Origin of the sequence: Kineosporia rhizophila (assembly GCF_021277265.1) — a bacterium.
GTDB classification, from domain to species: Bacteria; Actinomycetota; Actinomycetes; order Actinomycetales; family Kineosporiaceae; genus Kineosporia; species Kineosporia rhizophila.
The window spans coordinates 122,014-144,705 of the sequence record NZ_JAJSOH010000016.1; the positions used below are offsets into that span (position 1 = coordinate 122,014).

The 22,692-nt window shown below is 72.0% G+C and carries 18 protein-coding genes; 12 read left to right on the forward strand and 6 right to left on the reverse strand.

What is annotated here, in order from left to right; all coding sequences use genetic code 11:
* The first annotated feature begins 70 nt into the window (after positions 1–70).
* The 6 genes from LWF15_RS22135 to LWF15_RS22160 all read left to right on the forward strand — a co-directional run bounded on the left by LWF15_RS22135 (position 71) and on the right by LWF15_RS22160 (position 10,016).
* The gene (locus LWF15_RS22135; protein WP_232812805.1) at positions 71–1,258 is read left to right on the forward strand and encodes a sensor histidine kinase; all 1,188 of its coding nucleotides are present in this window, start codon (positions 71–73) and stop codon (positions 1,256–1,258) included.
* The gene (locus tag LWF15_RS22140; protein ID WP_232812806.1) at positions 1,255–1,911 is read left to right on the forward strand and encodes a response regulator; all 657 of its coding nucleotides are present in this window, start codon (positions 1,255–1,257) and stop codon (positions 1,909–1,911) included. Before LWF15_RS22135 ends, LWF15_RS22140 begins: the two co-directional genes overlap by 4 nt.
* Before the next feature lie 273 nt (positions 1,912–2,184).
* Positions 2,185–6,546, forward strand: a complete 4,362-nt coding sequence (locus tag LWF15_RS22145; protein ID WP_232812807.1) for an Ig-like domain-containing protein — start codon at positions 2,185–2,187, stop codon at positions 6,544–6,546.
* Entirely contained in the window at positions 6,543–7,253 is a 711-nt protein-coding gene (locus LWF15_RS22150; RefSeq protein WP_232812808.1) for a class E sortase, read from the forward strand. The genes LWF15_RS22145 and LWF15_RS22150 overlap by 4 nt, the downstream gene beginning before the upstream one ends.
* An 88-nt stretch (positions 7,254–7,341) precedes the next feature.
* Positions 7,342–8,514: an FIST signal transduction protein gene (locus LWF15_RS22155; protein ID WP_232812809.1), complete on the forward strand. Its 1,173-nt coding sequence runs from the start codon at positions 7,342–7,344 to the stop codon at positions 8,512–8,514.
* On the forward strand, positions 8,511–10,016 hold the full coding sequence (locus tag LWF15_RS22160) for a putative bifunctional diguanylate cyclase/phosphodiesterase (RefSeq protein WP_232812810.1): 1,506 nt from the start codon (positions 8,511–8,513) through the stop codon (positions 10,014–10,016). The genes LWF15_RS22155 and LWF15_RS22160 overlap by 4 nt, the downstream gene beginning before the upstream one ends.
* On the opposite strand, the gene arfB is transcribed toward LWF15_RS22160, so the two are convergent.
* The 3 genes from arfB to LWF15_RS22175 form a co-directional block, all read right to left on the reverse strand.
* Complete coding sequence (gene arfB / locus LWF15_RS22165) at positions 10,013–10,438, reverse strand: alternative ribosome rescue aminoacyl-tRNA hydrolase ArfB (protein ID WP_352396510.1); 426 nt, start codon at positions 10,436–10,438, stop codon at positions 10,013–10,015. The two genes, LWF15_RS22160 and arfB, sit on opposite strands and share 4 nt — an antisense overlap.
* 8 nt (positions 10,439–10,446) lie before the next feature.
* Positions 10,447–12,627, reverse strand: a complete 2,181-nt coding sequence (locus LWF15_RS22170) for a DEAD/DEAH box helicase (protein WP_232812811.1) — start codon at positions 12,625–12,627, stop codon at positions 10,447–10,449.
* A 502-nt stretch (positions 12,628–13,129) separates the two neighbouring features.
* On the reverse strand, positions 13,130–13,948 hold the full coding sequence (locus tag LWF15_RS22175; RefSeq protein WP_232812812.1) for a J domain-containing protein: 819 nt from the start codon (positions 13,946–13,948) through the stop codon (positions 13,130–13,132).
* A 280-nt stretch (positions 13,949–14,228) separates the two neighbouring features.
* Between LWF15_RS22175 and LWF15_RS22180 the strand changes: the two genes are divergently transcribed.
* Positions 14,229–15,485 carry an ammonium transporter gene (locus LWF15_RS22180; RefSeq protein ID WP_232812813.1) on the forward strand — a complete coding sequence of 419 codons (1,257 nt, stop codon included), beginning with the start codon at positions 14,229–14,231 and terminating at the stop codon, positions 15,483–15,485.
* A 47-nt stretch (positions 15,486–15,532) separates the two neighbouring features.
* On the opposite strand, the gene LWF15_RS22185 is transcribed toward LWF15_RS22180, so the two are convergent.
* Both LWF15_RS22185 and LWF15_RS22190 read right to left on the reverse strand, forming a co-directional pair.
* Positions 15,533–16,402, reverse strand: a complete 870-nt coding sequence (locus LWF15_RS22185) for a sugar phosphate isomerase/epimerase family protein (RefSeq protein ID WP_232812814.1) — start codon at positions 16,400–16,402, stop codon at positions 15,533–15,535.
* Between the two features lie 34 nt (positions 16,403–16,436).
* Positions 16,437–17,459 (reverse strand): glycoside hydrolase family 26 protein, encoded by a 1,023-nt coding sequence (locus LWF15_RS22190; RefSeq protein ID WP_232812815.1) that lies wholly within the window; start codon positions 17,457–17,459, stop codon positions 16,437–16,439.
* A gap of 273 nt (positions 17,460–17,732) precedes the next feature.
* Between LWF15_RS22190 and LWF15_RS22195 the strand changes: the two genes are divergently transcribed.
* Positions 17,733–17,954: a hypothetical protein gene (locus tag LWF15_RS22195; protein WP_232812816.1), complete on the forward strand. Its 222-nt coding sequence runs from the start codon at positions 17,733–17,735 to the stop codon at positions 17,952–17,954.
* Positions 17,955–18,050: 96 nt separating this feature from the next.
* Positions 18,051–19,175, forward strand: a complete 1,125-nt coding sequence (locus LWF15_RS22200) for an RNA ligase RtcB family protein (RefSeq protein WP_232812817.1) — start codon at positions 18,051–18,053, stop codon at positions 19,173–19,175.
* Between the two features lie 16 nt (positions 19,176–19,191).
* Here LWF15_RS22200 and LWF15_RS22205 read toward each other — a convergent pair whose 3' ends face one another.
* Complete coding sequence (locus LWF15_RS22205) at positions 19,192–19,818, reverse strand: TetR/AcrR family transcriptional regulator (RefSeq protein WP_232812818.1); 627 nt, start codon at positions 19,816–19,818, stop codon at positions 19,192–19,194.
* A 36-nt stretch (positions 19,819–19,854) separates the two neighbouring features.
* On the opposite strand from LWF15_RS22205, the gene LWF15_RS22210 reads away from it, so the two are divergent.
* From LWF15_RS22210 to pnuC, 3 genes are all read left to right on the forward strand, one after another.
* Positions 19,855–21,240, forward strand: a complete 1,386-nt coding sequence (locus LWF15_RS22210) for a serine hydrolase domain-containing protein (RefSeq protein ID WP_232812819.1) — start codon at positions 19,855–19,857, stop codon at positions 21,238–21,240.
* On the forward strand, positions 21,210–21,920 hold the full coding sequence (locus tag LWF15_RS22215; protein ID WP_232812820.1) for an alpha/beta fold hydrolase: 711 nt from the start codon (positions 21,210–21,212) through the stop codon (positions 21,918–21,920). Before LWF15_RS22210 ends, LWF15_RS22215 begins: the two co-directional genes overlap by 31 nt.
* A gap of 97 nt (positions 21,921–22,017) precedes the next feature.
* A complete protein-coding gene (pnuC, locus tag LWF15_RS22220; protein ID WP_232812821.1) occupies positions 22,018–22,686 on the forward strand; it encodes a nicotinamide riboside transporter PnuC in 669 nt (222 codons plus the stop codon).
* The last annotated feature ends 6 nt before the right edge of the window (positions 22,687–22,692 follow it).

Below are 22,692 nucleotides of genomic sequence, written 5' to 3' on the forward strand. Positions count from 1 at the left end.
CCCGGCGGGGGAAGTGGATCTCCCTCGCAAGAGGGGTGTGCAGAACGCCACGAATCGGCAGGATGGGTCGGTGTTCATCGTTCTGACCGTCGGGCTCACTCTGCTGTGCGTGATCACCACGGCCGTGGTGCCGGAGCAGACGCCCTACCGTCCGGCCGATGTGGTGGCTCTGCTGCTGGCCGCCGCCGGCCCGTTGGCCCTGCTGCTGGCCCGGTACCCCACCCGCAGAACCTGGGGCGCCCCCTTGGCGCTGGCCGGCGCCGGCTCGGTGATCACGGTGAACGCGGCCCTCGGCTACACCATCGGGCTGCTCCAGTGGCCCCCCTGGATCGCGGTCTTCCTGTGCTTTTCCACCAATGGACGATGGTTGCGCCTCGCGTCCTCGGCGCTCGCGGGGTTGTCGATCGCGGGTTTCCTGCTCCTGGACCGCGGCGGAGTGGATATGTCCACTGTGTCCGGCATAGCCATGTGCTGCCTGATCGCGGCGATCGGGGGTGAGGCGGCCCGGGCCCGCCGCGCCCACGCGGTGAGCCTGCACGAGCAGGAACTGGGGCGCCGCCGCGAAGAGGCCCTGGTCGCCGAGGGAGTGCTGCTGACCGAGCGCAACCGCCTGGCCCGGGAACTGCACGACGCCCTCGGGCACTCGGTGAACGTGATGGTGCTGCAGGCCGGGGTCGGGCGGCGGGTGTTCGGCGAGAATCCGGAGTTCGCCCAGGAAGCCCTGTCCAGCGTGGAGACGGTGGGCCGCCGGGCCCTGGTCGAGCTGGACCGGATGCTGCGCGTCCTGCAGCCCTCCGGCCCGGGCGAGAACGTCGAGGAACCGGCGGCTCCCGGTCTGCCCGACCTGACCGCCCTGGTCGGGCAGGTGCGGGCCACCGGTCAGGAGGTGCACCTGACCACCGGCCCGGAACCGGAGTTGCCGTTGTCCGCCGGATCGGCCCAGGCGCTGTACCGGATCGTGCAGGAGGCCCTGACCAATGCGGTCCGCCACGGTTCGGGCGCCCCGATCCAGGTGTCGGTGCGTCACGTCGGCCCCGACGTGACGGCCGAGGTGCACAACCGCCGGTCCGACGAGGGAGCCGGCCGAGCCGACCGGGCCGACCGCACGCCGGGCGCCGAGACCGGCTGGAGGGCCGGCCGGGGGCTGACCAACATGCGCGAGCGGGCCCGGATGGAGGGTGGCCGGTTCGAGGCCGGGCCGGTGCCGGGTGGATTCCGGGTCCAGGTGCATCTGCCGGTGGCCGGTCTCGGCGCATGATCCGGGTGCTGCTGGTGGACGACGACCGGCTGGTGCGGACCGGCCTGAGCATGCTGCTGCGCAGTGATCCGGGCACCGAGGTGGTGGGTGAGGCGGCCGACGGCCGCGAGGCGATCGCCCTGGCCCGCGAACTGCAGCCGGACGTCGTCCTCATCGATGTCCGGATGCCGGTGCTCAGCGGGGTGGAGGCGACCCGCGAGATCGTGTCGTGGGGGCCCGGCCGCCCCCGGGTGCTGGTGCTCACCACGTTCGACCTGGACGAGGTGGTGGACGAGGCGATCGACGCCGGGGCCGATGGCTTCCTGCTCAAACGCGCCACCCCGGAGCAACTCCTGGAAGGCGTAAGGACGATCGCGGCGGGTGACGCCCTCGTCTCCCCCGAGGTCACGCGTCGGCTGCTGAAGGCCTACGCCGCCCGCCGCGCACCTCTGACCGCACCTCCTGCGGAGGCGACCCGGCTGACCGGCCGGGAGGCCGACGTCCTGCGGGCCCTGGCCGATGGACTCTCCAACGCCGAGATCGCCGAACAGATCTGGGTCACTCCGGAGACCGTGAAGACGCACATCAAGAGCATCCTGGCCAAACTCGAGGTCCGGGACCGCACCCAGGCCGTGGTCTGGGCCTACCGCACGGGTTTCGCCGGGCGGGCCTGACTGCGCAGAGTCACCGCCGGGCGGCTCGATCATCCGTCCGCGGTCCCCGGCCCGCCCGAGGTGACCGCACCCGTCCTCTGACAATCCCTGCGAACCGCCCACTCCGGGCCTCAGCCCCGGGCCGATGCGTCCCGAACGGCGTACCGGCTTGCATCCCCCGTGTGGCGGCCGGGCCGATCCGGGCGTCACCGGTTCACCGGCGGTCCTGGAGAGACGACGCCTTCCCCAGTGCGGCGAGACCGTTTCCGGCTGGGGGACTTTGCAATGTGGCACGTGTCGAGATGGAGTGCGGCCTTCGTGGCGGCGGCGGTGGCGGCGCTGTCCGTCCTGGTCGCCGTGGCCGGACCGGCCACCGGAGCGATGAACAAGGCGTTCTCCAGCCGGTTCGACGCCACTGACCGCGGCGACATCCTGCTGCGCGGCAACAGCCTGGTCTCCTGCCCGGTGGCCGAGACCAACTGCCCGGCCGCGAAGGACCGGTCGGCCACCGGCGGGGCGCTGAACAACAACTCCTACACGATGCAGTTCCTCGACGTGGACGGCACCGGCAACGCCACGAACTCCAGCTCATCGGCGGAGGTCACGTTGCCCGCGGGCGCCTCGGTGCGGTTCGCCGGGCTGTACTGGTCGGCCTACGCGGACGGCAACGGCCGGACCGCCGCCCCGGCCGGGACCGCCAAGAACCGGCTGCTGCTGAAGGTGCCCAACGAGTCCAGCTACCGCGAGATCACCGCGGCTGCGAGCGACGTGGTAGACGGCAATCCCAGCGACGGCACCTCGTACGTCTCCTTCGCCGACGTCACCAGCATCGTCGCCGCCGGCGGGTCGGGCACCTACACCGGCGCCGACATCCATGCTGCGACCGGCCAGAACTCCTACGCCGCCTGGACTCTGGTGGTGGTGGTCCGCGACCCGGCCAAGCCGCTGCGCAAGCTCAAGGTCTTCGACGGTTTCGGCACCGTGCAGAACACCCCGAGCACCGACCGGTCGGTGTCGATCCCGCTCACCGGCCTGACCACGGCCGACAACGGCACCGCCTTCACCCGTCTGGGCGCGGTCGTGTTCGAGGGTGACGCGGGCCTGACCGGCGAGGGCTTCCAGATCACTCCGCAGGGCGGGTCGGCGATCGCCCTGTCCGACGGGGCGAACCCGGCGAACAACGTGTTCAACTCGACCAACACCGACGCCGGCACCCCGGTGGCCGGCCGGGTGCCCAACGAGGCCAACCTGTTCGGGTTCGACGCCGACGTCTTCGAGGACACCTCGATCCCCCTGGGCAACAACGTCACTCAGGCCACCCTGGACCTGACCACCGGCGGCGAGACCTTCTTCCCGGCCGTGGCCACCTTCGTCTCCAACGTCTACCTGCCGGTGCTCGACGTCGTCCGGGATGCAACCGTGGTCGACGTGGCCCCGGCCGACGGGCGGACCCGGCCCGGCGACCAGATCACCTACACGGTCGACGTCACCAACACCGGTACGGCGGCCTCCGCCAACACCCGGCTCGCCGACCTGATCCCGCCCGGCACCGCCTATGTGCCCAATTCCCTGCGGGTGGACGGCAATCCGGTGCCCACCACCGGTGAGGTCACCGGCGACAACGTCACCGTGCGACTGGGCACCGGGGCCACCGCGAGCGCCGGTGGGGCGCTGGCGATCGGCGCCACCACCCGGATCACCTACACCGTGCAGATCACCGCCCCGTTCACGGCCGGCGGCACGGTGGGCGGCACCAGCCAGGCCACCTACGAGGACGCCCAGAGCACCCCCCGCACCGCCACCTCGGCGGCCGACCCGATCACCGTCACCCAGGCCCAGGCCAACCTGACCGTCACCCAGACCTTCAGCCCCTCGGTGGTGCAGAAGTCGGGCAGCCGTGAGGTCACCATGACCACCACGGTGAACAACATCGGCCCGGAGACCGAGACCGCCGCGGTGCTGGTCGAGACCTTCCCGGCCGGCACAACCGCGATCACCGCCACCGGCGCCACCTGCACCACCAGCAACGGCGGGCTCACCCTGACCTGCCCGATCGCGGCCTCCCTGGCCGCCGGTGGCTCGGCCACGGTGACGTTCAAGGCGACCCTGCCCGCGAACGCCCCCGATCCGACCGCCATCGGCGCAGCCGTCTCCGGAGCGGCCACCGACGCCACTCAGGGCAACAACTCGGTGACCACCAACGTCCCGGTGAACACCCTGCCGACCGCGGTCGACGACATGGCGCCACTGAACACCCCGGCCACCACCGTCGACGTCGACGTCCTGGCCAACGACACCGACCCGGACCCGACCGACCTCCCGGCCGCCCGGACCATCACCTCCACCACCACTCCGGCGCACGGAACCACCTCTGTGGTGGGCGGAAAGGTGCGTTACACCCTCACCGACCCCTCGTTCGTGGGCACCGACACGTTCCAGTACACGATGTGCGACGGACGCGGCGGCTGCGACACCGGCAGCGTGGACGTCGCGGTGAACGACCACCGGCGGGCCGATCTCAAGGTCACCCAGACCGCCAGCCCGACCACGGTGCAGCGGGACGGCACCCGTCTGGTCACCTGGTCCGCGGTGGTCAGCAACACCGGCCCGCAGAACGAACCCGCCGCCCAGCTCGTGCAGGTGCTCCCGGCCGGCGTGACCGCGGTGACGGTGGTGGGCGCCACCTGCAACGCGCCCACCGGCACTACGTACACCTGCCCGCTCGGCACACTGAACAGCGGCATCTCCCGCACCGTGCAGTTCACCGCCACCCTGCCGGCCACCGCCCCGGACCCCTCGACCGGCACCGCGACGCTCTCCGGGCAGGTACCGGACCCGGACCTGTCGAACAACACCGCCACCACCCCGGTGGCCGTGAACCGGGCCCCCCAGGTGGCCGCCGACACCCCGAAGCTGGCGGCCGACGTCCTCAGTTCGGATCTTGACGTGACCGCCAACGACCAGGACCCGGACGGCGACCCGCTGACCATCACCACGGTGTCCACCCCGGCGCACGGCACCGCCACCATCGTCGGCGGCAAGATCCGCTACACCCTGACCGACCACTCCTTCGTCGGGCCGGAGACCCTCACCTACCGGGTCTGCGACGGCCGGGGCGGGTGCAGCGACGCCACGGTCACCCTGGACGTGGCCGACCACGAGATCTCCGACCTGGTCGTGACCCAGACCGCCGACCCGAAGGTGCTCCAGCGCAACGGGACCCGCAAGGCCACCTGGACCGTGAACGTCCGCAACGACGGACCGGAGGCGAACGCCAAACCGGTGGTCGTGCAGACGCTCCCGGCCGGGGTGACCGAGGTGACCTCGTCGCTGGCCGCCTGCACAGTGGCCGACACGGTGAAGGTGACCTGCCCGATGGCGGCCCTCAAGAACGGCGAGTCCGCCCAGATCACCTTCACCGCAACACTTCCCGCCGACGCCAAGGACCCCTCCACCGCGAGCGCGGTGGTGTCCAGCAGCTCGGCCGACCCGGTGCTGACCAACAACGCGGCCTCGGCCTCCGTCGTGGTGAACACCCCTCCGACCGCCGACGACGAGTCGGTGCCCCTGCCCGCGAGCACGCTGAAGGCCACGATCGACGTGCTGGAGGGCGACCAGGACGCCGACAGCGACCCGCTGACCCTCGACACCGTGGGCAAGCCCGCCCACGGCACCGCGGCCATCGTCGACGGCAAGATCGTGTACACGCTCACCGACCCCGCTTTCGCCGGTGACGACACCTTCACCTACCGGGTCTGCGACGACCGCTCCGGCTGCACCACCGCCGAGGTCACCGTGGCCGTGGCGGCCCACCAGCGCGGCCCGGTCGCCGCCGCCGACTCGGCCGGGGTGGTCACCGGCAACCCGGTGACGGTCGACGTGACCGCCAACGACCGCGACCCGGACGGAGATCCGCTGACCCTGGCCCGGATCGTCACCAGACCCACCGACGGAACCGCGAGAATTGTGGACGGGAAACTCGTCTACACCCCGGCCGCCGGCTTCATCGGCAAGGACACCGTGCGCTACGAGGTCTGCGACCCGACCGGTCTGTGCGACCAGGCCGTGGCCACGATCCGGGTCACCGCCGCGCCCCCCACCCTCAAGCCGGATGCGGGCACCGTCCGGCCCGGCGGTACCACCGTGGTGGACGTGCTGGACAACGACCTGGACCCGAACGGCTACCCGATCGGCAGCCTCAGCATCACCCAGCAGCCGGCCGTGGGCACCGCCACCGTGGGCCCGGACGGCACCATCCGCTACAAGGCACCCGCCTCCGTGGCCCCCGGGACCGTGGTGGCCATCCGCTACCGGGCCTGCAACCGCACCGGCGCCTGCTCCGAGGGGGTTGTGCGGCTCAAGGTGGGCGGGGCCCCGGTCTCCGACGGGGACGACGGGGACGACGGCTCGGTGGATCCGGACGACAGCCCCGACGGTGGTTCGGCCGGCAGTCCGGCCGGCGGCGACGATGACGACGGGGAGCTCGCTTTCACCGGCAGCCGGGTGCTCGTGCCGTTGACCGTGACGGCGCTGGTGCTGATCGGCGGCGGCGTGATCGTGCTCCTGCGCACCCGCGGCGGCGCCCCGGTCGCGGTGCGGGTGCACAGCGCACCCGTGGTGCGACGGGCTCAGCCCCGGGGACGGCACAAGGCATGAGCGCCACACTCGTCGAGCCGGTGGCGCCCGACAGCCGGGCGCTGACCGTGCTGCCGCCGCCACCGGGCCCGAACATCGCCGCCGCACTGGCCAAACTGGCCATCCTGGCCGGGGTCCTGCTGCTGGTCGGTGTGGCCGGATTCCTGTCCTGGACCCGGCACAGCGGCAGCGAGCGGGCCGCCGACACCGTCCAGGCCCTGCAGGAGCAGTGGCGCGAGAGCCCCCAGGCCCCGGTCGTGGGCGAGCAGCCCGGCTCCGGCCCGGCGCCCTCGGCCGCCGCGACCGTCCCCGGCAAGGCCTTCGCCATCATGACCGTGCCGCGCTTCGGCCCGGACTGGAAGATGCCGGTGTTCGAGGGAACCGGGGCCCCGGCCCTGCGGGCCGGGGTCGGGCACTACGCCGGCACCGCCCGGCCCGGTGAGATCGGCAACTTCGCGGTCGCCGGGCACCGCACCACCTGGGCCCGCCCCTTCCAGGACGTGGACCGCCTGCGGGCCGGCGACAAGGTGGTCGTGCAGACCCGGGAGGCCCGTTTCACCTACCGGGTCACCGACCACGAACTGGTCCGGCCCGACCAGACCGCCGTGCTCGACGCGGTACCCGGTCAGGCCCGGCTGACCATGACCACCTGTCATCCCGAGTACTCCGACTCGCAGCGCTGGATCGTGCACGCCGAACTGGTGGAGCCTGCGCCGATCGGGGGATGAGACCGCCGATCGCTCAGGCCGTCGCCGGGCGGCTCGACGGGTTCCGAGCTATTTGCCGAATGCACGGCTGGACGGACAAGGGGACGTGGTGGAGGCCTGGACGGGTCGATGGCGGGCGGAATCGGGCTTCTCGGCGCCCCTGCCACCCTGGGACGGGCCGGCCACGCTGGTGGTGGTCTTCGGTTCCGGAGCCGTGATGGACGCCGCCGCCGAGCCCCCTGGGGCGGACGGACCGCACGGGCCGCTGGCCGAGGTGGTCGCCGCCTACCCGCGGTCGGTGCTGATCGGCTGCTCGACGGCCGGCGAGATCCTCGGTGAGACGATCGAGGACGGCACCCTGACGATCGCCGTCACCCGGTTCCGCAGCACCCGGCTGACCCTGCTCGAACGCGACATGGGCGGGACCGGTGACTCGTACCTGACCGGGCGCGACCTGGCCGAGGAGATGCTGGCCGCCGACGGCGATCTCAAGGGTGTCCTGGTGCTCTCGGACGGCCTGCTGGCCAACGGGGCCGAACTGGCCCGGGGCCTGAGCGAGGCCTGCCGGGGCCGGGCCCTGGTCATCGGTGGGCTGGCCGGCGACGGGATCCGGTTCGAGCAGACCTGGGTGCTGTCCGGCGGGCGGCCGCGCAGCGGCGTGGTCACGCTGCTGGGCCTGAGCGGACCCGACGTGCGGATCGGGCACGGGGCCGGCGGCGGCTGGAGCATCCTGGGCCCCGAGCGCCGGGTCACCCGCTCGGAGGGCAACGTCCTGCACGAGCTCGACGGCCGGCCCGCCCTCGGCCTCTACCGCAACTACCTGGGCGACCGGATGGGCCCCAACCCCGAGTCGACCCTGCTGTTCCCGCTGTCGGTGCGCACCACCGACGACCCTCGCAGTGCCGTGGTGCGCACCGTGCAGGCCTTCGGCGAGGACGAGCGCAGCATGGTGTTCACCGGGGACATCCCGCAGAACTCGATGGCCCGGTTGATGCGCGCGAACGTGGACGAGCTGATCGACGGGGCCGGCGACGCGGTCGAGACCGCCGAACTGGTCGACGGGCTGCCGGTTCTCGCCCTGGTGATCAGCTGCATCGGCCGCCGGGCGGTGCTGGGCCAGCGCACCGAGGACGAACTGGAGACGGTGCTCGCCCGGCTGCCCGGGCACGCGCAGGTCACCGGCTTCTACTCCTACGGGGAGATCTCCCCCACCGGCCCGGGCACCTCCGCCCTGCAGAACCAGACCCTCACCGTCACCACCATCCAGGAACTCACGTCGTGAGCGAGGAGCCCGGCCTGCACCGCCTGCTCACCCGTCAGCTGCGGCGCCTGGAGCTGGACCGCGACCAGTCGCCGCCCCAGCCGGCCTGGGCCCGTCTGCTGTCGGTCGTCTCGGCCACCTACGAGCAGGCCGACAACGACCGGTACCTGCTGGAACGCTCGCTCGAGGTGTCCTCGGCGGAGATGCTGGGGCTGCACAACAGCCTCAGCCGCAAGGCGATGTCGGACGAGCTGACCGGCCTGCCCAACCGGCGGGCCCTGCTGGAGCGCCTGCAGTACCTGGTCGGTTCCCAGGACCCGGACGGGCCCGCGGTGGCCGTGCTGTTCATCGACCTGGACGGGTTCAAGCTGGTGAACGACAGCCTGGGCCACGACGCCGGGGACGAACTGCTGGTGCTGACCGCCGACCGGCTGCAGGCGGTGTGCCGCGACGGCGACGTGGTCGCCCGCCTGGGCGGTGACGAGTTCATCGTGGCCGGCCGCTTCGACGGCGTCGGCCAGGCCCAGGCCTTGGCCGAGCGGATCGCCGCCGAGCTCCAGAGACCGCTGCTGGTGCGCAATCACGAGGTCACCGTCGGCGCCAGCATCGGTGTGGCGATGGCCGACGACGACGGTTCCGGCCCGGCCACCGAGGCCGTGCTGCAGCGGGCCGACCTGGCCATGTACGCGGCCAAGCAGGGCGGCCGCTCGCGGATGAGCGTGTTCGACCCCAAGATGCAGCTGGAGGCCGACCGCAGCCTGCAGCTGCTCGCCCAGCTGCGCACCGCCGTGGCGGAGGGCGACCTGGACCTGCGCTACCGGCCCGTGGTGGACCTGGGTCAGGCCGACCCGCAGCGGCTGCTGGGTGCCCAGGCGGTGCTGAGCTGGCGGCCGCCGGAGTCGACCGCGCCGATCACCGGCGGGGAGATCCGGCCGATCGCCGAGAAGTACCGGCTGATGGCCGATCTGGACACCTGGATGCTGCGCGAGGCCTGCCGGCAGGGCGCCCGCGGCCCCGAGGGCGCGGTCTGGGTGAACGTGTCGCTGCAGACCTTCACCTCGCTGGACGTCGTCGGGGTGGTGCGGGACTGCCTGCAGCACAACGGTCTTGCTCCCGGCCGAATGTGGATCCAGCTCGCCGAGGAGGTCTTCATGAGCACCAGCACCCCGGTCACCGCGAACCTGGCCGGGCTGCGCGAGCTCGGGGTCGGCCTGGGCATGGACGGTCTGGGTTCCGGCCTGTGCGCCCTGACCCGGCTGCGCGGCGTGCCGCAGATGGTACTCAAGCTCGATCCGGCGCTCGTGGCCGACCTGGACCGCCACGAGGCCGGGGCCGCGATCGCCGGTGCAGCGATCTCGATGGGGCACGCGCTGGGGCACCTGGTCGTGGCCGACGGAGTGGAACGCCGTTCCCAGGCGGACCTTCTGCGGGCAGTGGGCTGCGACGCCGGGCAGGGTGCGTGGTTCGGCCCGGCGACGGCGGCCGAGGCCCTGGCGACTGCCCGGAGCCAGGTCGTGTCCTAGTCGGAGGTGTCCCGCCGCAGCCGCTTGACGTTGCCCCGCCGCTTCTTCTGGGCGATGCGCCGTTCCTGCGAGCCCCGGGTGGCCCGGGTCGCCCGCCGGGCCCGGGGCGGCGGGGCGATCGCGGCCGCGACGATCTCGGCCAGGCGACGCTCTGCGGTCTCCCGGTTCTGCAGCTGCGAGCGCTGCTCCGAGGCAGTCACCTGCAGCACCCCGTCGACCAGGCGAGGGCCCAGGCGCTCGAGCAGCCGCTCGCGCTGCGGCCCGGTGAGGGCCTCGCTGGCCGCCGCGTGCCAGCTCAGCTGCACCCGGCTGTCGGCCGTGTTCACGCCCTGACCACCCGGCCCCGAGGAACGGGAGAAACGCCACCGCAGCTCCGCCTCGGGGATGCTGACGGCGGCGTTCACCCGCACCGGACCGGCCATCGGACGGATCAGAGCGCAGACGACGAGGGGGCGGAGCGCCGCAGCTCGTCGAGCAGCAGCGCGACCAGCGCCTCGAGCTGGACGTTGACCGCCCCCTCGTCGTCGGCGTCGGAGCCGTCGAGGGCCCGGGCGGCCAGCCCGGCCTTGCTGTCGATCAGGGCGGCGATGCGGGCGTCGATGGTCTGCGCCGCGATCACCCGCCAGGCGGTGACCGGCTCGGTCTGCCCGATCCGGTGGCTGCGGTCGATCGCCTGGGTCTGCTCGGCGTCGGTCCAGGACAGCTCGGCCAGCACGATGTTGGAGGCCACCTGCAGGTTCAGCCCGACCCCGGCGGCGGTGAGCGAGCAGATCGCCACCGCCACGTCCGGGTCCTTCACGAAGGCGTCGATGTTCCGCTGCCGCACCGTGGGGGTCTGGTCTCCGCGGATCGAGGCGGTCTGCACGCCCTGGCGGGCCAGGGCCTCCTCGGCCGTGTCCATCACGTCGACGTGCTTGGCGAAGAACACCACCTTGCCCGCGCTGCGGGCCAGCTGGGCGGCGTAGTCGGCGGCCAGGCCGGCCTTGGCCTGCCCGATCCGCCGCATCATGCTGAACACGTTCTCGCCGGTCCGGGTGGTGGCGTCCTTCAGCTCGGCCCGGGCGACCCGGCGCACCAGGTCGTGGTCGATGCCGTCGCTGCCCTCCTCGAAGGTGACCATCTCGCGGGCGGCCAGCGCGGACCGGTAGCCGGACACCATCCGCAGGGCCAGGTCGCGCTCGGCCGCGCGGACCGAGCGGCCGGCCGCGCCCTCCAGCTCGACCGGCAGGTCGGCGATGCGGCGGGCCGGGATGTCGGCGGCCACGTCGACCTTGCGGCGGCGCACGATGCCGCGCTCGATCACGCACTGCCGGGCCGCCGGGTAGAAGCCCGGGTCGGACGGGTCGAACCCGGTCTCCTCGAGCGCGTCCATCAGCTCACCGAGCGGCTTCTTGTCGTCGATCCAGCCCAGGAACTGCCAGATCGCCCGGAAGTCGTCGATGTCGTTGATCAGCGGGGTACCGGTGAGGGCCATCAGCAGCGGCCGGGTGCGGCCCGCGCGCAGCCGCTCGGACAGGTGCAGCACGTGCTGCGAGCGCTGGGAGGTCTTGTTCTTGATGAAGTGGGCCTCGTCGACCACCATCGCGCCGAAGCCGAAGTCGGCCAGCCAGCCCACGTGCCGGTCGAGGATCTCGTAGTTGACGATCACGATGTCGGCGAAGCCGTTGACCGACTTGCCGTCGCCGTGCACCACGGTGGCGAGGCGGTTCGGCGTCCAGCGGGCGGCCTCGCGGGCCCAGTTGGTCTTGACCACGTTGGGCACCACGACCAGCAGCGGGAACGCCCCGGCGGCCTCGGCGGCCAGCAGGGCCTGCGCGGTCTTGCCCAGGCCGGGCTCGTCGGCCAGCAGGAACGTGCGGTGCCCGGCCGCGGCGGCGGCGACCAGCCGGCGCTGGTGCGGCATCAGCTCGGCGCCCATCGGCAGCCCGGTGCCCATCGGCAGCGACATGCAGGCCGGGGCTCCCCCGCCGGCCCGCTCGAACGAGCTGAACAGCGGGCCGAGCAGTTCCCAGCCGGCCAGGCGGTGGGCCGGGGCGGCGGTGGGCTGGGCGGCGGAGAAGTCGGGGGCCAGGAACGGGTTGGCCAGCTTGCGGGTGACCACCGAGCGGGGCACGACACCGGCCGGCGGTCCGGCCGGGGCGGCCGGGGTGGAGGGGGCCGCGGTGGGGGCGGCCCGTTCGGCCTTGACCTCGAGACCGGCGGCCTTGAGCAGGTCGCGCCGGATCGCCCGGGCCCCCTCGGAGAGCGCCACGTCCTCGGCCAGCAGGGGCAGGAACCCGGAGTCCTGCACGGCGGTGGTGGCCAGGACGGTGGCCAGGCCGTCGAGGCGTTTGAGCCGCTCGGCCGAGCGGGCGCCGTCGGCCGCGGCCCGGACCCGGGCCCGTTCCTCGCGCAGCAGCGCCGCGACGGCCTGGAACTTGCTGCGCACGGCCGGGGTGACCTGGCCGCGCTGGACGGCCTGCTCGATCTCCCGGGCGGCCACGGCCAGCACGGCGAGCACGTCGCCGCGCTGGCGGGGCCGCGCCGGGGCGGACCGGCCCTGGTTGCGCGGGGCCGGCTGACGCCGCCCGGTTCCCCGGCGACCAGTTCCGCGCTGGCCTGGTGGGACCACTGACTCCTCCTACAACACCCTGCTCGATCACGGGCCGGTTCGCGGCCGGACGGCCGCACCTGACCCGCCACCTGACTCGCCACCTGACTCGCCGCACGAACGGCGATGCCCGATGACCACTGACTTCCACCGGGTCCCGGTACCGACCGGGACGACCGTGCGGAACACACGCCGGGCCCCGGTGGGCACGACGTGATCGGCGCCGACCGGGCTCGCCCCTCACGAGCCCTTCGAACCTCGGCGGCGACACCGGAGTGACGCCGCAGTGAAACTGGCAGTGACCCCGCGGTGACAGCGCGGTGACTCTGCGACAACGCCGCGACCACATCTGCGGTGACGGCCGGCGCCCGGGCCGACCGCGACCGGCTCCGGTCTCGCGGCAGGCGCCCCGACCATAGTAGTCGCGGAGTAGAGCATGTCATTCCCACCCGTCTCCGGGCGAGTCAGAAACCCCAGTGATCGGCTGGCGGCAGCGAAGTTCCTCGCCCTCGAACGGCCGGCCTCAGACCTGGCCCACGCCCACCTCGGGCTCGGCCCCGGCCACGTCCACCCGAGAGCGCAGCTGCGGCAACCAGTTCCGCAGCCTGCCCCGCATCGCCCGGAAACCGGGCACCCGGGGAGGCTGGAGATTCCAGGCCGGCGCGTCCTCAGGGCCCTGCTCCGGTACCACGACCAGTTCCGGGGTCAGGTCCAGAACCAGGTCCGGCGGCGATGCCGAGGCCTCCACCGCCGGGAGCTCGGGCCAGGCCAGCCGGGAGCGCCAGACCGTGCTGTGCACACACTCCTCGGCGGTGGCCCGGACCAGGAACAGGTAGGCCGGCTCGGGCACCTGCCCCGGGCCCAGCCCGTCGACGAAGGAGGTGAACGACTTGGCCAGCGCCATGAACGCGGCCACCTGGGCCGCCCCGTCCAGCACCGGCACCCGGCCCTGGACCAGCTCCACGGCTCGCGGCAGGTGCTCGGCGGCGCCTTCGAGGATCCGGTTGACCAGGGCCTGCTCCAGACCGGGAACGGACTCGCGGCGCATCACGTCGCCCAGCGCACCGGCGATCCGCAGCAGGGCCTCGCTGTGCTGCTCCTTGACCGAGGGCAGGGGCAGCTCGCCCTGCAGCATCTGGTCGTGCTGAGCACGCCGCTGCGGATCGTGCAGAGTCTCGTAGGCCTGGCTGACCCGGGTCATGGCCGCGACCGCGCGGGCCTTGGCCGCCGCCCCGGAACGCCGGTCCGGGTGCAACGCCCGGGCCAGGCGACGGTACTGGCGGCGGATCGCGCCGCGGTCGGCCGAGGGGGTCACCCCCAGCACGTCGTAGTAGTTCTCCATGTCACCGACGACTCCAGTCGAATGCCGCCGGTCCCCGCCGATCAGAGAAGCAGGAGAGCGGCCTGCCGAACACTCACGGTTGTACTGTCGCCGCCGATCCGGGTTTCGTCATAGCGCGAACGGGTGTTCCGGTGACCCTCGGGCTACCACGCGCCCCCGAGGTGCCCGACCTCATGGAGGAGATTTACCCATTCGCAACACCCACGCCTCGCCGCGGCAAGCGCCACGCAGTTTCTTTTCCGGAAACAACGTTCAGGCGCAGGAGAACGCGGAGAATCCCATGGACACTGGAACAACAGCTCTCATGCTGTGCTGCATCATCGGGCTCACCCTGATGATCCCCGGCCTGGCCCTCTTCTACGGCGGCATGGTCAGCGTCAAGAGCTCGGTGAACATGATGATGATGACCTACGGGGCGGTCGCCGTCGTCGGCATCCTCTGGTTCGTCTTCGGTTTCTCGCTGGTCTTCGGCGACTCGCTCGGCGGCCTGCTGGGCAACCCGGGCGACTTCTTCGGCAGCGGTGGCCTCTACAGCGGCGACGGCTCCACCCAACAGACCTCGGTCAACGGTCTGTCCATCCTGCTCTTCTCGCTCTTCCAGGCCCTTTTCGCCTGCATCACGGTGGCCCTGATCTCCGGGGCGGCGGCCGACCGGATGAAGTTCGGCGCCTGGATGGTCTTCGCCGCGGTCTGGGCCGTGGTGGTCTACTTCCCGGTGGCGCACTGGGTGTTCTCGTTCGACGGCACGGTCTCCGAGAGCGGCGGCTGGATCGCCAACAGCCTCAAGGCGCTGGACTTCGCCGGCGGTACCGCGGTGCACATCAACGCCGGTGCGGCCGCCCTCGCCCTGGCCATCGTGCTGGGCAAGTCGCGCAGCTTCGGCCAGGGCCCCAAGCCGCACAGCGTCCCCCTGACCCTGCTGGGCGCCGGCCTGCTCTGGGCCGGCTGGTACGCCTTCAACGGTGGTTCCTGGCTGTCCGCCTCCGACGGCGCCGGCTTCGCCATGGTCACCTCGTTCCTGGCCACCTGCGCGGCGGTGCTGGCCTGGCTGGCGGTGGAGAAGCTGCGCAGCGGTCACGTCAGCGGCATCGGCGCGGCCTCCGGGGCGATCGCCGGCCTGGTCGCGATCACCCCGGCCTGCGGTGACGTCACCCCGATGGGCGCGATCCTGGTCGGCCTGGTCGCCGGGGCGGTGTGCCCGCTGGCGGTCGGCCTGAAAGAGCGCTTCGGCTACGACGACACGCTCGACGTGGTGGGTGTGCACCTGGTCGGCGGCCTGATCGGCACCCTGATGATCGGCCTGGTCGGCTCGGCCGACTCGGTGCAGGGCGTGGACGGCCTGCTCTACGGGGGCGGGGTGGACCAGCTCTGGCGCCAGTTCGTCGCGGCCGCCGCGGTTCTGCTGTACTCGTTCGCCGTCTCGCTGGCCATCGCCCTGGTGCTGAAGGCGACCATGGGCCTGCGGATCCCGCCGGAGGCCGAGGAGCAGGGCATCGACGCCACCCTGCACCGCGACCCGGCCTACGAACTGGTCTGAACCGCACCGGGATCCGGCGCCTCCCCCCTCGGGCGGGAGGCGCCGGATCAGGCTGCGCCGGGCGCGCTCAGCAACGTGGTGACCGACCGCGCGGCCAGCATCGCCACCTCGACCGGGTTGCGGGAGTCCAGTTCGTCGGAGAGCACCTCGACGGCGAGCGGGAGGTCGACCCCGATCTGACCGAGAACGCCCAGGAACCCGGGCAGGTCGACCACCCCGGCCCCGGGCAGGAGACGGTGGTGGCGCCCTTCCTGCCGCAGGTCGGCGTGCGGGGTGGCGTCCGCATCGCACAGCTGCACGGCCAGCACCTCGGAGGCCGAGAGCGTACGCAGCTCCTCCAGGGTGCCGCCGGAGCGGTGCCAGTGCCAGGCGTCCAGCATCAGCCCGGCGTTTCCGGATCCGGCCTGTGCCAGCAGTTCTCGCGCCTTCTCAAGGCTGGGCAGGGCGCTGTACGGCATGAACTCCAGCGCGATCCGCACGCCGTGGTCGGCCGCGCGGGTGCACAACCGCCGGAACTGCCGCTGCTGCACCTCGAACGGGACGTCGGCGAACAGGCCCACGTTGATCTGCGGTACGTGCAGCAGGTCGGCCAGGTAGAAGAGCAGGTCCTCCTCCAGCCGCACGCCCCGCACGTCGGCGTCCCGCCACCAGTCGGTCAGGAACTCCAGCTCGACCACCCGTAGGTCGTGCCGCTCGACGTAGTCGGCCAGCTGTTCCTCGGAGAACTCCGAGCGCCGGGCGTCCAGGTAGTCCACCGCGCCCAGGCCGATCCCGCTGAACCCGGCCGCGGCCGCCGCCACGACCCGGTCCGAGAACGACGCGTAGCGCAGAGTCATCGCCGACAGGTGCAGATCCACGGCGGCGGGGCGGACCGGGACACGACGACGGGTGGGCCACGGGCCGGGGGTGTCGATCATTCCCCCACCCTACGAACCCGTCCGGGTCAGCGAGTCAGGCCCGGGGCAGGCCCCACAACCGGGCGTACTGCGCCCCGGCCTTCGGATTGGCCTCGAAGTCGCTGCGCAGGTAGGGCTCGCGATCGTGGAAGTAGGTGTCCAGCAACACTTCTCCGCCCCGCTCGACGTGCGAGCGGAGGAACTTGTGCATCTCGGTGATGTAGCGCGGGTTGTCCCCGCCGCGGTGGCCTTCCCACTGTGTGCCGTTGGCCACACCCCACTCCGGCAGGGCCAGCGGGACCCGGCGCTCCAGGGCGAAGTCGGACCACCAGCGCAGCCCGTGCCGGCCGTTCCAGTGCGCGGCCACCCAGGCGTCGGTGGTGTACGGCTCGTAGCAGTCGTAGGCGTCCACGCCGACCCAGGCCATGTGCTCCGCCGTCCAGACCCGCTCGGCCCAGTCCGGCCGCATCCCGGTCTGCGAGCCCCCGATGTTCGCGTTCAGCCCGACCACGGCCCGCTCGCCCATCTCGGCCCGGAACACGCCCGCGTACTCGGCGAAGCGCTCACGCCACTGCGGCAGCGTCTGCTCGGACAGGAACCACGGCCAGTCGTCGAGGTTGAACTCCCAGCCGAGCCGGATCAGGCAGACCCGGCCGTCGGCGTTCAGCGCCTTGGCCATCTGCTGCAGCGGCCCGGCCAGCTCGTCGGCCAGCGAACCGCCGTCGTACGTCATCGGCACCCCGACGCTGATCGTGTCGCCGAGGTCGGACGGCGGCAGCCACCACATGTCGGCCAGCCCGGCCGGCCCGCCGTCGCGGGTCGGGAAGGCGGCGAAGTGCCCGACCGGGCGCCCCCGCTGCTCGCCGAACGCGCGGGCCTCCTCGACCGAGTGGCCGGTGGTGTGCACCCCGGAGGACCAGGTGATCAGATCCGGCGCCACGGGTTCCTCCTCAGGTACGGGTGCCGGGCGCACCGGCCGGGCCCCGCCCAGTCTGCTGACCAGCGTCTTCCACCAGCGCACGAGCAGCCGCCAGATCATCGTCCCCAACCCCTCGGGCTCGCCTCGGACCGCCGGCACCGCCCGACGATCGTGACAGAAGGGATCATCGGCATCAACCACCCACGGCCGGGGGCTACCCATGGTGACCACGGACGTCTTCAGGCAAGGACTCCTTGATCGACTGACAGGACGATCTTGAGGTTCAGAGACAGCAGGTTTCGCCGAAGTCCGTCGTTGTCACCGAGGATCGCCCCGATATCACGCTGCGTCAGGGCAGTACGACGAAAGTCGTACTCCTTCTCATCCTTTAGTTGACACCGCGCTATCCCTATCCGGCCTAGGGTCCTGCGCATGCTCGAAACCCCACCCCCTCACGACTGCAAGGGGCTCGAGATCCTGGCTCTGGGTGAGATCACCATTGCCGTTCTCGTGACCGGTGCGCTCTTCGCCGGGGCGCCTCTGCTGCTGGTCGTGCTCACCTTCTTCGCCGCCCACGCGCTCTGGATCGGCGCCGTACAGCTCCGGCGCGCCGCACTGCGGCCGGCCCAGAAGCAGACCCCGAAGATCTCGTGAACCACACGGCCTGATCAACGAATAACCCGTTGCCCGGTTCCCCACCGTCGGCAACAGTGACGGGCACAACTCACCGCTCCCCGTCGAGGAAGTCCCGTGCCCGTCTCCATCCCAGACCAGGCCACCGTCACCGTCTTTGCCTCACCCCGCAGCTGGATCGAGACCCCGGCCCTCGACCAGTGCCACCAGGTCGCCGGGCTGCCCGGCATGCTCCACGTCGCCGGCATGCCCGACCTGCACCCCGGCAAGGGCGCGCCGATCGGCGCCGCCATGTCGTCCACCGTGCTCTACCCCCACCTGGTGGGCGGCGACATCGGCTGCGGCATCGCGGTCTTTCCGGTCCACGTGCGCAAGCTCGCCCCCGAACGGCTGGCCCGGCGCTTCCCCGATCTCGACCAGAGCGTCGAACCGCCGCCCGAGGCACTCGAAGAGATCCGAACCATGGACGCTCTTGGTCACCTCGATCGGCTGGAAGGCTTCGGAACGGTCGGCCGGGGGAACCATTTCGTCGAGCTCGCCCGGGTGGACCGGATCCAGGCCCCCGACCACGCCGCCCGGCTCGGCCTCGAGCCGCGCGACCTGGTGCTCATCGTGCACAGCGGGTCCCGCGGCCTCGGCGAGCGGATCCTGCGCTCGCACACCGACGAACACGGCGCCGGCCCGGCCGCTTCCCCCGAGCAGTACCTGGCCGCCCACGACGCAGCCGTGCGCTGGGCCGTACTGAACCGGCGGACCATCGCCACCCGCGTGGCCGACGCGATCGGCGCCCGCCTCGACGAACCCGTCGTCGACGTCTGCCACAACCTGGTCGAACTGCGTGACGGCAGCTACCTGCACCGCAAGGGCGCCGCCCCCGGCGACGGCGGCGACGTGCTGGTCGCCGGTACCCGGGGCACGCCTTCCGCCCTGGTCGCCACCCACTCCCCGGCCGAGGCCAACTTCTCGGTGGCGCACGGCGCCGGCCGCAAGATGTCCCGCTCCGACGCCCTGCGCCGCAACCAGGCCAAGCACACCGTGGCCGAGTTGCGCCGCACCGCAGTGGGTTCGATCGTGGTCTGCGGCGACCGCCAGCTCCTGTTCGAGGAGGCCCCGGCCGCCTACAAGCGCATCGAGCAGGTGATCGACGACCTCACCACCCACCACCTGGCCACCCCGGTCGCCACCACCGTCCCGGTGATCACCTACAAGACCCAGGACCCCGCGCAGCGCCCCCGCCGCTGAACCCTCAGCCGGCCTCTCAACCGTCGTAGTGCCGGCACCGGCCGGTGAAGACGGTTCCGATCACGGGTTCCAGCACCTCGTCGTAGGCCGGTGTCCCGCGGCCGGAGAGCAGCCCCACCTGGTCGGCCAGCCCGTAGGTGGTGGCCAGGATCCGGGTGACCGCCACGTCGGCGGCCGCCTGTTCCGGGACCTCGCCGCACAGCTTCCCGTTCTCCACGGCCGTGCGCAGCCGGGCTGACAGCCGCTCGTCGTTCTCCAGGGCCAGCTGGTGCAGCACCGGCTCCCGCCAGGCCTCGGCCCGCAACTGCTGACCCACGCTGTGCTCTTGGCGGCGGGCCTCGTCGACCGGGAGCAGTTCGTGCAGCGCGGTGAGCACCATCGCGCGGATCGGCAGCCGGCTCACCTCACCCGCCGCGACGATCGCCGCCACCCGCTCGTCGCGCTCGGTCAGGAGCGCCTCGAAGGAGAAACGCACCAGCTCGGAGCGGTCGGCGAAGTAGTGCTGGATGGTCCCGACCGACACCCCGGCAGCGGCCGCGGTGCGGGCGTAGGTGGTGGCCCCGAAGCCGTGCTCGGCCACCTGGGCCCGGTGCGCGCGGGCGATCTGCCGGCGCCGTTCCTCATGATCCACAATCCTCGGCACTGGATAATCATACATCCATATGGTTATGGTTTTCATATGATCATATGGTCAAGAGCTCTTCTGAGCGCCCTGCTGCTCCTGTCCTCGGCAGCCGGCCCACCACCCACGTCCACCGCCCCAGCCGCGCTGGACACCTACGTCCAAAAGCAGTTGGAAGCCACCGGCGTTCCCGGAGCCGCCTATGCCGTGATCGGGGCCGAGGGACCGCAGCACACAGCCGTTTTCGGCGAAGACGGCGACGGCGAGCCGATCACCGCACAGACCCCCTTCCTCTGGGGCTCGGTGTCGAAGCCCGTCACCGCCACACTCGTCGTGCTGCTGGCCCGGGACGGCCTGCTCGACCTCGAAGATCCTGTTGTACAACACGTCCCGAGCTTCCCTGACCCGAGCACCACGATCCGGCAGCTGCTCGACCACACCAGCGGCCTGCCCCGCGGACTGGAACTGACCGACCACTACGGCCCCGGCCGTTCGGCCACCCAGATCGTCGGAGCCCTCGATCAGCAGAGCTTCGGCGAGCGAAAACACTCGTATTCCAGCTTGAACTACGTCGTGCTGGCCGCCGTGGCCGAGTCGGTCACCGGGCAGAGCTTCGGGCGGGCCCTGCAGCAACGACTCCTGGCGCCGGCCGGAATGCACTCGGTACCGGCCGATCCCGAGCAGGCCGAACGCGCGCTGCCACCTGGGCACCGCTACGTTCTCGGTTCGGTCCGGCCCTTCGACAGCCGGGTGGACGCGGCCACCCAGGCGGCCGGCTACCTGACCGGATCCCTCGGTGACCTGGCCGCTTTCGCGAGCACCCAGCTACCCGGCGGCCCCGTCCTGACCGACTCCGAACGAGACCTGCTGCACGCCGAGCAGGTCGACGACTACGCCCTGGGCTGGCGCACCACCACGGTCCCGGGCACCGACGAACCAATGGTCTGGCACGGCGGCGCCGCCCCCGGATTCCAGGCCGGAGTCCTGCTGCTCCCCCAGCGCAATCAGGCAGTGGTGCTGCTGCAGAACGCCTACAGCCCCTTCCGCGACGCCCAGCTCATGGACACCTCGATGGGCATCGCATCACTGCTGGCCGGGGCCGAGCCGCAGGTTCACGGCCCCGACCCGCTCTACCGGGTGCTCCTGGCCGTGCTCTCAGTACTGGCCCTGGTGCTCGGAGCCGTCATCGTCCGACTCCTGTTGCGTCGTAACCATCCTCGTTCGAGGTCGATGATCTGGTCCGGCGCTGCCGTCACCACCCTGGCCGTCGGTCTCCTGGCCCTGCCCGGTCAGCTGGGCGTGACCCGCAGCCAGGTCTTCCTCTGGGCCCCCGACGTCAGCGTCCTGCTGCACCTCTGCCTCGGGCTGCTGGCCGTGGTGGCGGTCCTGAGCATCACACTACGGTGGCGGACATGGCGAACGACCGTGAGGCGACCTACCTGAGCACCGGCCCCGACGATGGCCCGGAGGCGCTGCTGGTGCATGGGATCGGCGTCTCCGGCCGCTACTTCGCCCCGCTCACCGGGAACCTGGCCCGCACCCACCGCGTCGTGGTCCCCGACCTGCCCGGCTTCGGCGCCGGCGGCCGCCCCCGCCCGGCCCTGAGCATCACCGAGCAGGCCGAGGCCCTGGAAACGGTCCTGCACCGGACCGGCCTGCAGAACCCGGTGCTGGTCGGGCATTCCATGGGCTGCCAGGTGGTCACCGAGCTCGCGGTGCGCAATCCGGGCCTGGCTGCCGCGGTGGTCCTGATCGGCCCGGTCACCGATCCCGACGCCCCCACCGCCCTCAGGCAGGCCTGGCGCCTGGGCCGCGACACCCTGGGCGAGCCGATGCATCTGAACGCCCTGGTGCTGCGCGACTACCTGCGCGGCGGGCCCCGGTCCTTCTTCGGAACCCTGCCCCACATGCTCGGCTACCCCCTGCCCGAGCGCCTGGCCAAGGTGCTCGTGCCGGTCGTCCTGATCCGGGGCGAGCACGACCCGATCGCCCCCGCCAGATTCCTGCACCGCCTGGCCGAGCAGGTACCCGACGCCGAGGTGCTCGAGATCCCCCACGCCCGTCACCTGGCCATGGCCGTGCATCCGGAGCCGGTGGCCGCCGTCTGCCGCCGCCTCACCTGAGTCGGCACCCGGCGGAATGCCGACGGGGGCCGCCGAGTTCCCCCGTCGTGCGCTTCACCGGGACGCGACCTGAGCAGATCATTCAAAAGGGTGACAAATGGGCCTGATCCACTGGGTGTTCGACGCCCAGCTGTCCATCGGCAACCAGACCATTCTCTGGCGTGAGGTCATCGGCAACCTCTTCGGTCTGCTCAGCGCGCTCGGCGGGATGCGCCGCCGGGTCTGGGCCTGGCCGGTCGGCATCGTCGGCAACGTGCTGCTGCTGACCGTCTTCCTCGGCGTCGCCTTCGGCACCCCGAACCCGGTGAACCTGCTCGGCCAGGCCGGGCGGCAGATCATGTTCATCGCGGTCTCGGCCTACGGCTGGTGGCGCTGGACCCACCGCCCCAGCGCACAGAGCGAGGTGGTCGAGCCGAGCTGGGCCTCCGGGCGCACCCGGCTCCTGCTGGTCGCCGCGATGATCGGCGGCACGCTGGCACTGACCCCGGTGTTCCGGGCGCTCGGCTCGTACGAGCCGGTCTGGAGCGACGCCTGGATCTTCGGCGGCTCGATCCTGGCCACCTACGGCATGGCCAAGGGCTGGACCGAGTTCTGGCTGATCTGGGTGGCCGTCGACATCGTCGGGGTGCCGCTGCTGTTCTCGGCCGGCTACTACGCCTCCGGCCTGATGTACGCCTTCTACGGGGTGTTCACCCTGGCCGGCTTCTTCGTCTGGAAGCGGCGCAACGCGGTCCTGCGGCCCACCCTGGAGACCGTGGGCGCCTGACGGTTC